The 15,887-nt window shown below is 44.0% G+C and carries 12 protein-coding genes; 7 read left to right on the forward strand and 5 right to left on the reverse strand.

From position 1 onward, the window contains the following. Positions 1-81: 81 nt before the first annotated feature. From sppA to ACI2IW_RS03925, 3 genes are all read left to right on the forward strand, one after another. Positions 82-1,134, forward strand: coding sequence for a signal peptide peptidase SppA (sppA, locus tag ACI2IW_RS03915; RefSeq protein WP_201547820.1), 1,053 nt, complete (start codon positions 82-84; stop codon positions 1,132-1,134). Positions 1,135-1,413: 279 nt separating this feature from the next. Continuing rightward, positions 1,414-2,304 carry an alpha/beta fold hydrolase gene (locus ACI2IW_RS03920; RefSeq protein WP_404692708.1) on the forward strand — a complete coding sequence of 297 codons (891 nt, stop codon included), beginning with the start codon at positions 1,414-1,416 and terminating at the stop codon, positions 2,302-2,304. Positions 2,305-2,372: 68 nt separating this feature from the next. Continuing rightward, complete coding sequence (locus tag ACI2IW_RS03925; RefSeq protein WP_404692709.1) at positions 2,373-3,161, forward strand: lysostaphin resistance A-like protein; 789 nt, start codon at positions 2,373-2,375, stop codon at positions 3,159-3,161. A gap of 81 nt (positions 3,162-3,242) precedes the next feature. Here the strand turns inward: ACI2IW_RS03925 and dusA are convergent, their stop codons facing one another. The 3 genes from dusA to ACI2IW_RS03940 form a co-directional block, all read right to left on the reverse strand. Further along, complete coding sequence (gene dusA, locus ACI2IW_RS03930) at positions 3,243-4,226, reverse strand: tRNA dihydrouridine(20/20a) synthase DusA (RefSeq protein WP_404692710.1); 984 nt, start codon at positions 4,224-4,226, stop codon at positions 3,243-3,245. Positions 4,227-4,357: 131 nt separating this feature from the next. Next, a complete protein-coding gene (locus ACI2IW_RS03935; RefSeq protein ID WP_404692711.1) occupies positions 4,358-5,662 on the reverse strand; it encodes an MFS transporter in 1,305 nt (434 codons plus the stop codon). A 223-nt stretch (positions 5,663-5,885) separates the two neighbouring features. Further along, positions 5,886-7,520 (reverse strand): phospholipase D family protein, encoded by a 1,635-nt coding sequence (locus tag ACI2IW_RS03940; RefSeq protein ID WP_296211625.1) that lies wholly within the window; start codon positions 7,518-7,520, stop codon positions 5,886-5,888. A gap of 446 nt (positions 7,521-7,966) precedes the next feature. On the opposite strand from ACI2IW_RS03940, the gene ACI2IW_RS03945 reads away from it, so the two are divergent. The 4 genes from ACI2IW_RS03945 (at position 7,967) to ACI2IW_RS03960 (ending at position 11,899) form a co-directional block, all read left to right on the forward strand. After that, positions 7,967-9,241: an O-succinylhomoserine sulfhydrylase gene (locus ACI2IW_RS03945; protein ID WP_404692712.1), complete on the forward strand. Its 1,275-nt coding sequence runs from the start codon at positions 7,967-7,969 to the stop codon at positions 9,239-9,241. Positions 9,242-9,352: 111 nt separating this feature from the next. Beyond that, positions 9,353-9,682, forward strand: a complete 330-nt coding sequence (locus ACI2IW_RS03950) for a YbaB/EbfC family nucleoid-associated protein (RefSeq protein ID WP_404692713.1) — start codon at positions 9,353-9,355, stop codon at positions 9,680-9,682. Positions 9,683-9,799: 117 nt separating this feature from the next. Further along, positions 9,800-10,393: a recombination mediator RecR gene (recR, locus tag ACI2IW_RS03955; protein WP_057760773.1), complete on the forward strand. Its 594-nt coding sequence runs from the start codon at positions 9,800-9,802 to the stop codon at positions 10,391-10,393. 135 nt (positions 10,394-10,528) lie between these two features. Further along, a complete protein-coding gene (locus tag ACI2IW_RS03960) occupies positions 10,529-11,899 on the forward strand; it encodes a ribonuclease D (protein ID WP_404692714.1) in 1,371 nt (456 codons plus the stop codon). Positions 11,900-11,964: 65 nt separating this feature from the next. Here the strand turns inward: ACI2IW_RS03960 and ACI2IW_RS03965 are convergent, their stop codons facing one another. Then, positions 11,965-12,654 carry an esterase/lipase family protein gene (locus ACI2IW_RS03965; RefSeq protein WP_404692715.1) on the reverse strand — a complete coding sequence of 230 codons (690 nt, stop codon included), beginning with the start codon at positions 12,652-12,654 and terminating at the stop codon, positions 11,965-11,967. Positions 12,655-12,861: 207 nt separating this feature from the next. Beyond that, a complete protein-coding gene (gene gcvP, locus ACI2IW_RS03970) occupies positions 12,862-15,759 on the reverse strand; it encodes an aminomethyl-transferring glycine dehydrogenase (protein ID WP_404692716.1) in 2,898 nt (965 codons plus the stop codon). Between the last annotated feature and the right edge of the window lie 128 nt (positions 15,760-15,887).

Here is a 15,887-nt window from a genome sequence, read left to right on the forward strand (position 1 = left end):
CAGGTATACACTATCGCTTTAACTGTATTTCTCGACAACCTCATTTTATTGTTTTAGATTGTTTCTAACTTAGGAAGTTATATGCCCAACTGGCCACCAGACCCTAACAAACGTCCTGATAACTCGGCAAATCAGCCAACGCAACTGCAGCAACCAAGCCCGCCAAGTGGACAAGAATGGAAGGTGCTGGAAAACACGTTATTAGCAAGTGTGGTTGAGCAGCGCCGCGCTCGTCGCTGGAGTATCTTTTTTAAACTACTGACCTTTGGTTATATCTTATTGATATTTTTGACCCTTGGTCGTGGTTGCAGCAGTGCGCCAACAGGTATGGACGCAGTCGATACTAGCGATCCACATTTGGCAGTGGTTGAGCTGCAAGGTGTTATCAGTAATGATGATGTGGCTAATGCGTATGATGTTAATGAAGCTTTGAGAGATGCTTTTGCAAACAGTAACTCAAAAGCAGTGGCCTTAGATATCAATTCACCTGGCGGTTCACCGGTACAGTCTGATGAGATTTGGCAGACCATGATGGACTTACGCCAAGAGTACCCAGACAAGAAGCTTTATGCGGTGATTGGTGATATCGGTGCGTCAGGTGCTTACTATATTGCGTCTGCTGCAGATGAGATTTATGTCAATCCATCAAGTTTGGTCGGCTCTATCGGTGTCATCATGCCAAGCTATAACGTTAAAGGTTTGATGGACAAAGTTGGCGTAGAAGATCGTACGATTACGGCTGGTGAGTATAAAGATATCTTAAGCTTATCTCGTCCGTTGACTGATTATGAAGAAAATCATGTCGAAAAAGTACTAGCAAACACGCACAAGCATTTCATCAACGCTGTCAAAGAAGGTCGCGGTGACCGCCTGAAAAATCCTGAGCAAAACAAACTGTTCTCAGGGTTATTCTGGACAGGGGAGCAGTCTATTGAGCTAGGCTTAGCAGATAAAACAGGTAGTATCACAAGTTTAAGTAAGCAACTAGATCTCGATACGATCATCAGCTACAGCCCAACTGATCCGTTCCAGATGTTTATGGACCGTTTTGCAGTGAAGTTAGGTGCAGGTATTGGCTCCAGCGTTAGTCTCGACGTATTGCCACAAGAAAGCAACACTGGGCAGATGCGTTAAGCGTTTTATGTTTTAGATATAATGTGTATGATTGTTAAGGCTGAGCATATAATTGTGCTCAGCCTTAATTGTATGCAATACCAAATAAAAACCTTGGTCTGAGTGATAGCCTGATTAAATTAGCTATACAATTATAACCATCAAACACAGTCGTCAAACTTGCCACATAAACATGGTTGGTTTTGAAGAAGTTATTTTTAATGCTGTTGGTTTTAATAAGGGTACAAGGTTCAATCATTAAAATAATATATAAAATAAACGATCCCACGAGAGTCTGTCATGAGTGATGAAATAAATTTGCAGTCCTTTGCTAAACTGCCTGTCTCTAAAATAACCAATAAACCTGTGCTGCATTTTGCTCATGCTAATGGAATGCCAAGCGCGGTATATGAGCCGTTTTTTGAAGGCCTGTCAGAGTTTTTTACGATTGAGTATATTGCGATGTTGGGTGATACGCCTGATTATCCAGTGGACGATCATTGGCGCAGTTTGACACAGCAAATCATTGATAGCGTAACAAGTGCTTGCGAAAAGCATGGCGTAGCGCAGGTGGTAGGAGTAGGGCATTCGCTTGGGGCTATGTGTACGTTGCAGGCCACGTATCGTCAGCCTGAATTGTTTGCACAAGCAGTGCTTATGGACCCGCCTTGGATTTATGGCAAAGTCAGCTTGTTATGGCATTTGGCAAAGACAGCAGACAGATTACCGCTCATGAATAACCGTCTGATGGACAAACTGTCACCAGCTGGCGTGTCCAAACATCGCCGTGATGTGTGGGATAGCCGAGATGAAGCATATGAGAAAATGCGACATAAAGGGTTTTTCAAGAATTTCGATGAGCGTAGCTTTCAAGGATATATCGACCACGGCTTGCATGAGCGCGCGGATGGCAAGGTGACCTTAGCTATCCCTAAAGCCAGCGAAGTCGCTGTGTTCCGTACCAATCCCTCTTGGTATTGGCTGGCACCAAACCGCGGCCCCAAAGTACCTGTGACTTTAATCATTGGTCAAGACAGTATCTTTTTGAAACGTCGCTTTCCGCAGCAGATAAAATCGCGCTTGGGTATTCCTTATGAAACTCATGAAGGAGGGCATATGTTCCCACTTGAGCATCCAGAGTCTGTCTCAATGCAGGTGCTAGGATTGATTAAGCAGCAATTGTCAAAATAAACGCAACATATCATCAGTCATGCTTGTAATAGATATGAGCTGCCAGAGTATTTTTAAGTGACATTTTTATGCCAAAAAACCTAACTGTTCCATCTAGTACGACTGTCTCAGCTAAGTCTCTGCCGCTATTTTCGCGCGTGGGTACATTCGTTCTGACAGTAGGAATGGTGCTTGCGTTTTTTATCAGTCAGTTAGTAGGTGTCTATATCGCTGGCAAGCTGGTATTACCTACCGATGAAAAGACATCGATAGGGCGTATATTCTATTTTGGTAGTAATGATGGAACGGTCGTGAGCCTGTCTATACTTATCGGCTGTATATTGCTAGTGGCCATTAGCGTGCTTATCATTCGTTTAAAAGGTTGCAGTCTGCGTCAATACCTAGCCTTAAAGCCGTTCTCACCGTCGGTGGGTATAGGAATGTTGGGGCTACTACTAATATTTATGATTGCCAGTCAGGCGCTGACGTATGTACTCGATATGACGCCGTTGGTGTTTGTTGATCCACTCTATCAGTCTGTCATTTCGGTTTGGCTGTTGGTCTTTGCCATGGTGGTCGTCGCACCAATTTATGAAGAAGTTATTTTTCGTGGTATATTGTGGTCAGCCATCGCGGAACAGTTCACAGCACCATCATACTCAGCGAATTATGGGGCGATTGTCGCCAGTATTGTGACAAGTTTGATATTCGCTGTGATCCATGTGCAGTATGGTATCTACGAGATTAGTACCATCGTAGTGTTAGCATTGATATTTTGCTATGCACGGATTAAGTCAGGCTCGATATTACTGCCAATCGTACTGCACATTATCAATAATGGTGCAGCGATGTGGCAGTATATTGCGCAAGCGGCGTAGATAAAATACTGACCACAACGATGGCTGGCATGTAAATTCTATCGAGCCAGTCAGATATTTAAATTTGGCGACGTGTTAGGATTACGCATCAGGATTTAACGATAGCACTTCATCGGCAGCTCGCTTAATATCATCAATTGTCAGCTGAGGTTTTCCGCTCAAGGCTTGACGCCATTTACGCGCGCCCATCAGACCTTGAAAAAGTCCTAAATAATGCCGTGTCATTGTTGGCAACGCTTCGCCTTTCGCGAGTTGTTCTTCGAGATATGGATATAGCTGCGCTAAAATCTCTGAGCGCTTAGGTATCATCACAGGAGTTGCCTCATCACATAAACTATTGGCCTCTGCTAATAGATAAGGATTGTGATAAAACGCCCGACCAATCATCACGCCATCGATATGCTGTAGGTGCGTTCGGATGTCCTCAATTGTATCGATGCCGCCATTGATTTCGATATCTAGCTCAGGAAAGTCCTGCTTTAGACGGTACACATCATCGTAACGCAGCGGTGGTATCTCGCGGTTTTGCTTAGGGCTGAGCCCCTGCAACCATGCTGTACGCGCATGTACGATAAAGCGGGTACAACCTGCCGCTGCCACTGTTTGCACAAAGTCCACCATAAACTCATAACTATCAAAATCATCGATACCAATACGATGTTTGACCGTCACAGGAATATCGACTGCGGCTTGCATATGCTTGACCAAATCAGCGACGGTCTGAGGCTCTGCCATCAGACAGGCACCTATCTTATTGTGCTGTACGCGATCTGAGGGGCAGCCAACATTGATATTGACTTCATCATAGCCATACTGCTGAGCGAACTCTGCGCATTGTGTCATCTCACTGATGTCTGCACCGCCGAGCTGCAATACAAGAGGATGCTCAAGCGTATCAAAGCGCAAATGCCGTGCTCGATTGCCATGTATCAATGCGCCAGTACTGATCATCTCGGTATAAAGATAGGTATGCGGGTTAAACAGCCGCGCAAAATAACGATAGTCTGTCGTAGTCCAATCGATCATTGGCGCAACTGAGAGGCGTTTGTTGGTCATATCAACCATGGTGATTAAGCCTTAATATTTGTGTCTTAAATAAATGGAGAAGGTGCAATGGATGAGACAACCCACTGCACCTTATTTTCAAGATTTTCTAGAGCTTCAAGCGTTATGCGAAGCGGCGATTGACTATTTATTTATACAATAACATGGTCAATCTTTTTCAACTCGGGCAAATTATAAAAATAAAGCCCCATGATAATACCGATAAAGCCAATAAAGGCAATGTACAGTGCTGGTGAAAAGCTGACTAGAGTCGTGGCGTATCCAAGACCAAAAGGTATTAGCACACCAGTAATGCCCTGTGTGACATTGTTGCAAAAAGCAACGCCGGTGAGACGTACATTGGTCGGAAACAGCTCTATAAGGATAGCAGGGACCATACCAATCACGCCAGCACAGAAGCCCAAAATCGCATACATGATCAGTATATAATCACCGCCCGCCTGTAAATGGTAAAAGAACGCCAACATTTGAGCAATCAGTAAAATTGAACCGATTGCCAACACTTTACCAAAATTCTCGTGATTAGAAATCATCCCGTAGAATATACAGCCAAAAATTATAAATATGATGCCCAAGCTATGGGAGAACCCGAACAAATCACTGTCTAACGAAAAGTTTATCTCTATCAAGTCCGGTAATAGCAAAACGATAACAGTAGAAATGCTAGAGATTACTAGTGTCAGTACCATACCGATAAAAATGGAATGTTTGCAGTGTTTGAAGAGTAACGTCAGCGGCTTGCCTGCATTTTTGCCTGTCTTCGGTTTTACGAGTGCTAAAAAGAAAGGCGTCTCTCCAACCAATCGCCACACCAATAACGGCAAAGCACTTAGTACAGCGGCCACTAAAAATGGCAAGCGCCATCCGTACTCAGTTAACTCAGCTGTGGTCATAAAGCTAGAGAGCCACATAAAAAATGCATTTGAGAATAACACACCCACAAAGAAGCTGGCAGTCACGTAGCTACAAGCTACTGATAAATACTGTCTGGGCACATGCTCTGCCACAAATACCCAAGATAAGGGAACATAAAGTCCGTATGCCATACCCTGTATAATTCTTAATAAAATAAATAAAGCAGGCGCAAAGATGCCCCACTGTGCATAAGTGGGCAAAAATGCCATCGCTAGGAGACTACATGCGGTGACTATGATACTTAGCAATAAAACGGGCTTTCTACCTTTTATATCACCATAACGACCGATGAGAACACCTCCGATTGGACGTGCTAAATAACCGATAACAAAAAGCCCCATTCCTTGCAATTTAGCAACTCTAGGGTCAGCATTAGCAGGAAAAATCGCCGCTGAAACAATATCTGAGATATACAAGTAAATCAAAAAATCAAAAAATATCACAGCGCTGATGAAGCTAATGAACATCACTATGTTTTTGTCTTTAGTAGACATTAGGGCGTATTGAGAACGAGACGGCATAATAGATCACATATCCACAGAGTAAAGTGGTCATTAAGACGATCATCGTTTGGATAACCGGCCATGGTAAAAACGGCAAATCAAGATATATAAAAGATGATTTGCCGAAACAATAAGTTGGGTGTTTAAAATAAGAGCATTTTGAATAGTACTTTGTTTACTTAATACAACTGAGTCGCAAAACTAAATATTCTAGAACTGTCGAAATTAATAAGTTATGTATCTACAGCAGCCAGTCAATGGGCAACCAAGACATAATGGTTAGCCAAACATGGTCACCCATGTCCACTCGTGGCTCGGAGTCATAGACTACTTTTTCGCCTTTCTCCATGGTGTGCCATTGCAGGTTACCATTTTCTAGTAGCTTAACCTCATACGCTTGATTTAATAGATCGTCGCTCAAAGCGCCATGCAGCTGCCTTGCTAGTTCATCATCATTAATAATCACGCCCATTTCGGTATTGATATTGGCAGAGCGTGGGTCAACGTTGTATGAACCGATAAAGACTTGATAGTCATCTACTGCAAATGTTTTTGCGTGCAAACTGGTCGAAGATTGACTACGTGCTCGCCACAGTTTGTTATCACGTTTTTCTTCAGCAGCGGTCGATTTTAGCTCATATATTTTGACGCCTGAACGAAGCAGGCGAGGACGCCACTGGCTATAACCAGAATGAACGGCAGTTACATCGGTTGCATCAAATGAGTTGGTTAATATTTTAATATCGACACCAGCTTCAGCCAACTTAACCAACGTATCGACGCCATCTTTGGTCGGTACAAAATAAGAAGAAATAATCGTCAATTTCTTGGTTGGGCTACCAAGCAAATTGCGCAACTGATGAACCAAGTTGGTATCGGCAGGAACCGTTTTACTCAGTTTGCCGACATCATCACTTAAGAACTGCATGTCGGTCCAACGAAAGGGCACACGCTTATTAATCAAGTCACTATCAATCGTAGAGTCTTTGATTGCAGCTTTATAAACCGTCAAGCTGCTGCCTTCGTTGTTTTCTTCATCCAGGCCGAGCTTATCTAAGGCCTTTAAAAAATCAGGCGTAACGTCATCATCAAATTTCGCTAAGGTCTCGATATCAAATGATAAAGGCGATGACCAATAGTCATAAAAACTGTTATCAATATCTGCAACGACTTTACCGATAAGTAAGACATCCAAATCTGCAAATTGGCTGCTTTGGTCATTGCTAAGGTATTCGTTACCGATGTTACGCCCGCCGATGATAGTAATCTGCTTATCAAAGGTCATGCTTTTATTGTGCATACGGCGATTGATACGCGGCAAACCAGTCACATAGTTCAACGTTGGAAACTTACGATGCATCAAAGGATTGATGATGCGCACCGCAATGTTAGGATGACTGGCAAAGCGTAATAAATGCTGATCGAACTTGGCACTGTTATTAAAATCATCTAACAATAAGCGCACGATTACGCCACGCTCGGCCGCGTCCCATAAATCTTTTAACAGAAGCTGGCCAGCCTGATCGTTATGCCAAATATAATACTGCGCATCAATATTACGCGTGGCCATATCTGTCAGGATGCTACGTGCCGCAAAAGCATTCGCTCCGGTTACGATTGGATGGTAACCAGACAAATCAGGGTGAATATCGTTCTGCGCACTAATGGCAGAGACCAAGTCAGTGCTGCTAGTCTTAATCGTCTCACCTTGCGTCATTTGCTTATCTGAATATAGAGCCTCTACACGTGCTGATAGTGCTTGGCTTTCCGGTAAATGTGGCTGCTTGGGCAAACTCTGGCAAGCACTAAGCCCTAAAGTCAGTCCTAGGGTTAGGCTCAACGATAAGCTGCTTGGTTCTATACTGAACATCGACATAACGAATTTACCTTAATGAGCCTAAATGTACTGACAAATAATGATTCAGAGTGCTTAAGTCACTCTTTTTAGATGTATTACCAAACTGTTGTTGTATTACGCGTGGCAAAATCTAAATCGTCGCTAAGCTTAGCAGCTGTTGCGATATCTGCCTATTATAAATACGTTATTTTTGTTAGATTTAGCGCACGAAATCATCGTTTTTTAAGTAGTGTTTAACTATATATGTGGCAGATTTTAAGTAGTAGAATTGATACATCTTTGGTATTCGAAAATAATATTTAGTGGCCATTTGAAACCAGCTGTGTGGAATAAGTCGACATGATATGATAACGCTGATGAATTCGGTCGATAATCAGAAGAATAAGCAGTCATTTTATTTAAATTAAAAGATCAACCAATAAAATATTAACCAATAAAATACCAACCAAAGTAACGGAACGTTTATGAGTCAGTCGCAAAACCATGATGAGAGCAGTTTGAACAAGTTAGATCCAAACTGGCGCAATGATGCCTTAGATTTAGGGCTTGATTATGGCATGCAGACCATCGCAGTGCGGGCAGGTCAACACCGTACGGACGAAGGCGAGCATTCAGAGCCTATTTTTACCACCAGCTCTTACGTTTATCGTTCAGCCGCTGATGCCGCTGCTCATTTTGACGGTACAAAAACAGGCAATGTTTACTCTCGTCATACCAATCCAAGCGTACGTACTTTTGAGCGTCGTTTAGCCGCACTAGAAAACGGTGAACGCGCGGTTGCAACGGCCTCTGGTATGGGCGCTATTTTGACCATGTGCTTGGCATATCTAAAAGCGGGCGACCATCTGCTCGCGGCTAACCAATTATTCGGCTCATCTATCGGTCTGTTTAACAACTATATGGCCAAATTCGGTGTTGAAGTCAGCTATGTTGATTGCTTCGATAATGAGGCATGGGCAAATGCTATTCAACCAAACACCAAGGTGATCTATTGCGAAAGCCCAAGCAATCCACTAGCGCAGATCTGCGACCTTGGTTATCTCAGTCAGCTATGTAAAGCCAATGACATATTACTCGTCGTTGACAACTGCTTTGCAACGCCAGCATTGCAGCGCCCGCTAGACTTGGGTGCGGATGTGGTCATTCACTCTGCGACCAAATATTTGGATGGTCAGGGTCGTGTATTGGGCGGCGCGCTGGTCGGTAGTGATAAACTGATGCAAGAAGCGTTTACCGTGGTGCGCTCAGGCGGTATCAGCATGAGTCCATTTAATGCTTGGGTATTTACCAAGGGGCTTGAGACGCTCAAATTACGCATGCAAGCGCATTGCCAAAATGCCAATCAAGTGGCAGAATTTTTGGTCAATCATCCTAATGTCAGTACTGTGCATTTCTCAGGCTTGAGTGACCATTCTGCGCACGAGCTTGCTACACGTCAGCATCATATGAAAGGTGGCTATGGTGCTATCATGGGTTTTGAAGTTAAGCCATCTGCTAGCCTTGACTCAAAAGCGGCGGCGTGGCATGTGATTGATTCAACCCAAATGGTCTCTATCACCAATAACTTGGGCGATGCCAAAACCACGATTACTCATCCTGCAACCACCACGCATTTCCGTCTAACTGCTGAAGCTCGTGCCGAAGCTGGCGTTAAAGACGGTCTGATTCGTCTATCGGTCGGTCTGGAAGATGTGGAAGATATTATCAAAGACTTGGCACGTGGTTTAGACAGTTTGTAAAGATAACGGTATAATCTGCACTAACGCATTGCATTAACTTTACGTTATTAATTATTCCTTACTATACGCACTAGCATAAAATACAAACCATAAATAACAAAAGAGGCAACTATGAACATTCAAGCATTGATGCAACAAGCACAAACGATGCAAAAAAAAGTAGAAGCAAACGTTGAAAGCGCTAAAAAAGAGCTTGCTAATAAAGAAGTGCAAGCAGAAGCGGGCAGTGGCTTAGTTAAAGTAACGATGACTGGTCGTCATGTGGTTAAGCGTTTAACCATCGATCCAAGTCTGCTAGAAGATGAGCCAGATATGATCGAAGATCTTATCGCTGCTGCTATCAATGATGCGGTTCGTCAAGCAGATGCACTGTATGAAGAAACAATGGCTGGCGCGACTTCAGGCATGGGTCTGCCACCAGGTATGCAAGGTATGTTTTAAGCATTAAATACTTCATACTAAAGATAAAAATGGGGTTGTTATCGACACGATACGACCCCATTTTTATAGCTACGATTTATAAATTCAGTTAGATAAAGTCAACTAAAGGAAGCTACTTTGCTTACAGCCAAATTTGATCAGCTGGTCAAACAGCTGCGTATATTGCCAGGCGTCGGTCAAAAAAGTGCCCAACGAATGGCGTTACATCTGCTCAGTAAAAAACGCCCACAAGGCATGGCGCTCGCCCAAGCACTAGATGAAGCCATGCGTGATATTGTTGAATGTCAGCGTTGTCATAGCTTTAGTGATGAGGCTGTATGTCCGCTATGCCAAGATGTTAGACGTGATGACAGTCTGCTATGCGTGGTCGAAACGGCAGCAGATGTGATGGCGATTGAACAGACAGCTGGTTACCGTGGTCGTTATTTTGTGTTGGGCGGGCATCTATCGCCAATTGATGGTGTCAGCGCTGATGATTTAAATATTGATCAACTAGTATGGCGAGTGAAGCAAGAACCTGTCGAAGAGCTGATACTGGCAACAGGTACGACTGTCGAAGGGCAGACTACGGCGCACTTTATCAGTGAGGCTGTCAGTCGTCATGTCAATAAAGTGACGCGCTTAGCACAAGGTGTCCCGATGGGCGGCGAGCTTGAGTATTTGGATAGTATGACGCTCGGTCAAGCCATGCAAAATCGTTCTTTTTTATAACGTTTTGATTGCTTCAAAGTCTTACCCAATTCATTTCTTGAAATTGTTATAATTACTTTATTATTGTTTATTTTCTAATTCTATTAAGGCGCGGTTTAGCGTTTTATTTTCTCCTATTAATGCAGGTATCTGTCCGTGTCCAATAACGTTTCAAACGCCTCAGCTCAATCAAATACTTCTGATATCAATGATGGCTCATTACAAGAAGCTGCTAATACTGAGCCAATGTCAGTAACTACAGTATCTGAGTCAGCTACTAATACTCCAGATATTGAAGTGCCTGATATTGAGGTGCTAGGTACTGAGGTGCTAGATATTGATTCACTATTGGATATTGCTGATGACGTTGCTATTACATGGGTACGTAAGCAAGGCGATTTAGATGAGGTTATTGATGCCTTAGCGACTTGTGGACGCGTAGCCTTAGATACTGAGTTTATTAAGCGTGATACTTATTATCCGCGCTTGGCACTCGTGCAGCTGAATACTGGCGATCATGTTTATTTGCTGGATGCACCACAGTTGCAACTGGCTGATCTTTGGGAAGCGCTACGCAAAGTAGATGTGGCTATCTGGCATGCCTGCGGCGAAGATTTGGGTATTTTTTATCTATTGTCTGGCTGTCCACCGTTGACCAATATTTTTGATACGCAAATAGCGTTGTCTTACCTGACGGGTCAATTGCAAATGGGGTATCAGCAGGCACTGGCTGATCAGCTAGATATGCATATTGATAAAGAACATAGTCAGTCTGATTGGCTCCAGCGTCCGTTGACAGATGAACAAGAGCAATATGCTATTGATGATGTGCGTTATTTGCCAGCGCTATATCTCAGTATCGAGCATGCGCTTAAGGCTCAAGGTTTGTACGATTATGTTTGGGCTGACTGTCAGCTTTATGCCAGTGATTTGTATGACACGCAGCACGTCGAAGATGAAGCGATGTATCTAACGATGGCAGATTATCGCTATAACTCACAGCAAATGGCGATACTCAAAGGGGTTGCTACATGGCGAGAAGAGCTGGCTCGTGCGACCAATCAACCCCGTACCTTTGTGATAAAAAAACAAGCAGTACGAGAGATTGTCACTGAAAAGCCAAACAGCATGCGAGAGCTGGCACATAAAACAACCATGCACCGTAGTATGCTGCGACTATATGGCGAAGAGCTGCTGAAAGTAATCAGAGATGCCAAGAGTCTACCGCCTACAGAGCATCCAGACTGTCTAGTGCCACCATATCGCTCAAAAAATAAAGTATTATCAAAAGCAGTGCAGCAAGCGATTGATGAGCATGCGCGTGAGATTGGTATACCTGCTAGCGTATTGATGCGTAAAAAATGGCTAGGGCAGTTGTATGAAGTGGTTGCTCTTGATAAAGATGTGAGCGAACTGCCGCAAGGGCTAAAAGGTTGGCGTAACGACTGGGTCATTAAAACCTTAATTCCAGTCATCAAAAAGCATAAAACCGAACTGCAGCAGGGCATGGGTATTCGTGTTCAATAAGGAATCTTTCGACAATGCGGCGCTCGATAAGACTGAAAACTGTCACTCAAGTATTCATACAGCTCTTAGCGTTTAAATCGTCCATGCTCTAAAAAGTATCGAGTCTGCTCGGCGACCTCCGGGTTCACTAGCATGCTAGTATGTGAGACTGGCATGATGATATGATCAGCTGCAGACTCTATTTTCGTCTCTTCTATATATACTGTCCCGTCATGTGCAAGCTGCTCGTTAAGGGGTGGCTTGTCAGATTTGCGCAGTTTGCGATTGTGATATTGCAAAAACAGCTGACCTAGACCATAAGGTCGGTTGCCAGCGATGACGCCTAGCGTCACTTGTTTGGGCAATGGTGCGACTGTACCGTCGAGTGCGTCGACATACGAGCGACCTACGACAGCAGGAGTCAATCGCCAGATATAATCTGCACAAACACTGCCTATATGCGGTGTTCCTAGAGTCACGCAACGTCCAATTTGCCATTTTGGATACTGAGCGACAAAATCACGAATGATTAAACCACCCAAACTATGCCCGACCAAATCTATAGGATGATCTGGATGATGGTTTGTTTCTAGCCAGCTATTTAGGCGGGCGCTATTGGTTTTGATACCATCACGCATACTACGGTAGCCATACTGATGGGTATCAAATCCTGCTGCTTGCAGGCGCTTGGCTAATGGTTGCATAATCCATGGGGTTTGATGCAACCCATGTATTAGAATGACGCGAGTTTTTTGTTTAGGCGCTTTATGTTGCATAGCATTGTCCAAATGATTGCTTCAGAAATTTAAGATAAATAGCTTATTATCAATATAAGCTTTTATTACATTGAGTTCTTATCGTTTATTTTATTCATAATATTACCTGCTAATGTAATAGATAAAAAGTCAGCAAAATAAAAACCTCCAAGTCAGCTGCTGACTTGGAGGTTTTTTACTACAGAGAATAACTATCGAAAGTGATAATTACATATAGTTTTCGATACTTGGGCAAGAGCACATTAGGTTCTTATCACCATACGCATCATCGACACGCGCGACACTTGGCCAGAACTTGTTTGCACGGATGTATGGCAGTGGGAATGCAGCAGTCTCACGGCTGTAAGGATGCGTCCACTCTTCGCTAGTAATCATAGCTGCGGTATGCGGTGCATTAACCAATGGGTTATCTTCTAGCGTCCAGTTATCTTCACCAGCTTTGGCCTTCATGGCTTCAGCTTTGATAGATTTTAACGCACTGATAAAGCGATCTAACTCTTCTTTTGATTCAGACTCTGTTGGCTCAATCATAAGCGTGCCAGCGACTGGGAAGCTCATCGTTGGTGAATGGAAACCATAATCCATCAGGCGCTTAGCGATATCGCTTTCCGTGATGCCAGTTTCTTCTTTTAACGGACGAATATCGATGATACATTCGTGAGCCACGCGGCCGTTTTTGCCTGCATATAGGACAGGGTAGTGACCTTTTAGCTCAGCTGCCACGTAGTTGGCGTTCAGTAATGCCAACTCCGTTGCTTTTAATAAACCATCACGGCCCATCATAGCAATATACATCCACGAAATAGGCAAGATGCTCGCTGAACCGTAAGGTGCTGCTGATACTGCTGAGCAGTCTTTTTGTGCATTGTGTACAGGGCTCAAGGTATGGTTGGCCATAAACGTTGCCAAATGCGCTTTCATACCGATAGGGCCCATGCCTGGACCACCGCCGCCATGCGGGATACAGAAGGTTTTGTGCAGGTTCATGTGTAGTACATCAGCACCAACGTCTGCAGGCTGCATCATGCCTACCTGAGCATTCATGTTCGCGCCGTCCATATAAACCTGCCCACCATGCTTGTGAGTCAAATCACAGATATGACGGATGCCTTCTTCGAATACGCCGTGCGTCGATGGATAAGTGATCATTAGCGCACCTAGGCGGTCGCTGTATTCTTCACATTTGGCGGTTAAATCATCGATATCAACGTTGCCGTTTTCATCAGTTTTGACCACAACCACTTGCATACCCATCATCATAGCGGTAGCAGGGTTGGTACCGTGCGCTGACATCGGGATTAAGCAAACATCGCGATTGGTTTCGCCCAATGACTCATGATAACGGCGAATCGCTAACAGACCAGCATATTCACCAGAGGCACCAGAGTTTGGCTGCATAGAGACATCATCAAAACCAGTAATGGCTTTTAATTGATCTTGCAAGCTATCGATCATCGCGATATAGCCAGTAACTTGATCACGCGGTGCATAAGGATGCACGTTGGCAAACTCAGGCCAAGTAATCGGTAGCATCTCACTGGTGGCGTTTAGCTTCATGGTACAGCTACCCAGTGAAATCATGCTACGGTTCATCGCCAAATCTTTGTCTTCAAGCGACTTTAGGTAGCGTAGCATTTCATGCTCGGTATGATGCGAGTTGAATACTGGATGAGTCAAGATATCATCCGTACGCAGGTGTGCGCTATCTAGAGAGACGCGAGCTGTTTCAGGTAGATCGTGTGACTTATTGACGAACAACTGAGTCAAGGTGTTGAAATCTTGCTGATCGCTGGTTTCACTAAAGGCAACGCTCAATTTGGTGTCGCTTATACGCCATAAGTTGTAGCCGACGTTGTCTGCATTTTTGAAAATTTGAGTAGCAAGCTTCTCTGAACCACAATCAACCACGACTGTATCGAAGAATTGATCATGTACCACGCTCAAGCTGCTGTCGTTAGATTCTGTGATAGCATCAGCAAACGCAGTGGCAAACGCATGAATACGAGTAGCAATACGCTTCACGCCGCCTGGACCATGATACACAGCGTACATACCAGCGAGGTTGGCCAGCAATACTTGCGACGTACAGATGTTTGAGTTGGCTTTTTCGCGGCGGATATGCTGCTCACGCGTTTGTAGAGCCATACGCAGTGCTGTATTGCCTTGTGCGTCTTTTGAGACACCAATGATACGGCCAGGTGCTGAACGCTTGGCTTTATCAGAGAACGCAAAATAAGCGGCATGTGGACCACCGAAGCCCATTGGAATACCGAAACGCTGCGTACTACCTAGCGCTACGTCGGCACCCATATCGGCTGGTGATTTTAATAACACCAAGCTCATGATGTCACTGACGACGCTGATGTAAGTTTTGTTTTCTTTTACTGCACTGATGACGTCTGTTAAGTCTTTAACGTCGCCTTCAGCACCGACATACTGGAATAGCGCACCAAAATAATCGCCAGATTTAGCGGTTTCAAAATCACCAACGACCACTTCCCAACCGAAGTATTTCGCACGAGTATTAATAACATCTAGCGTCTGTGGATAGACACGCTCATCGACGAAATACTGTGTTGATTTACTTTTGCTCACACGCTTTGACATCGCCATCGCTTCTGCCGCTGCTGTTGCTTCATCAAGCAATGATGCACCAGCTAACTCAAGACCAGTCAAATCAATACATACTTGTTGGAAGTTCAGCAATGCTTCTAGACGACCTTGAGCGATTTCCGCTTGGTAAGGCGTATAAGCAGTATACCAACCTGGATTTTCAAGAACGTTGCGCTGAATGACCGCAGGCATACGAACCGGAGAGTAGCCTTGACCGATATAGCTTTTGTTAACAGTGATGTCGTCTGCCATCGTGCGTAGTTTGGCAAGTGCAGCATGCTCACTCATCGCCACTGGCAAATCCAACTCTTTGTGCAAACGTACTGGCTCAGGCACAGTGTCATTGATAAAGCTTTGCATATCTTTATAACCAACAGCGCTGAGTAGGTCAGCTTGCTTGGTCTCATTTGAACCTAAGTGGCGATAGACAAATTCAGCTTCGTTGAACAATCCTTGAAAGGTATCAAACGATGGGTTTTGAGAGATAGTCATGACAATCCTTGGTTAAGGGAGTAATAAAGAAAATAGCTATAGCCCATCCTCTATGAATTAGATACGGTGTCAGTCTCGTTTAGTCTACTACTTGTAGTACTTTCACTCGGCTTCCTTGTATCTAAATC

It is taken from the genome of Psychrobacter sp. NPDC078501, from assembly GCF_044900935.1.
GTDB lineage: Bacteria > Pseudomonadota > Gammaproteobacteria > Pseudomonadales > Moraxellaceae > Psychrobacter.

What these genes read in the sequence shown, in the direction of transcription:
- ACI2IW_RS03965 (WP_404692715.1), bottom strand. Translation starts at nt 12,654, where the DNA reads ATGCAACATAAAGCGCCTAAACAAAAAACTCGCGTCATTCTAATACAT.
- sppA (WP_201547820.1), top strand. Translation starts at nt 82, where the DNA reads ATGCCCAACTGGCCACCAGACCCTAACAAACGTCCTGATAACTCGGCA.
- ACI2IW_RS03935 (WP_404692711.1), bottom strand. Translation starts at nt 5,662, where the DNA reads ATGCCGTCTCGTTCTCAATACGCCCTAATGTCTACTAAAGACAAAAAC.
- dusA (WP_404692710.1), bottom strand. Translation starts at nt 4,226, where the DNA reads ATGGTTGATATGACCAACAAACGCCTCTCAGTTGCGCCAATGATCGAT.
- gcvP (WP_404692716.1), bottom strand. Translation starts at nt 15,759, where the DNA reads ATGACTATCTCTCAAAACCCATCGTTTGATACCTTTCAAGGATTGTTC.
- ACI2IW_RS03925 (WP_404692709.1), top strand. Translation starts at nt 2,373, where the DNA reads ATGCCAAAAAACCTAACTGTTCCATCTAGTACGACTGTCTCAGCTAAG.
- ACI2IW_RS03940 (WP_296211625.1), bottom strand. Translation starts at nt 7,520, where the DNA reads ATGTCGATGTTCAGTATAGAACCAAGCAGCTTATCGTTGAGCCTAACC.
- ACI2IW_RS03920 (WP_404692708.1), top strand. Translation starts at nt 1,414, where the DNA reads ATGAGTGATGAAATAAATTTGCAGTCCTTTGCTAAACTGCCTGTCTCT.
- ACI2IW_RS03950 (WP_404692713.1), top strand. Translation starts at nt 9,353, where the DNA reads ATGAACATTCAAGCATTGATGCAACAAGCACAAACGATGCAAAAAAAA.
- ACI2IW_RS03945 (WP_404692712.1), top strand. Translation starts at nt 7,967, where the DNA reads ATGAGTCAGTCGCAAAACCATGATGAGAGCAGTTTGAACAAGTTAGAT.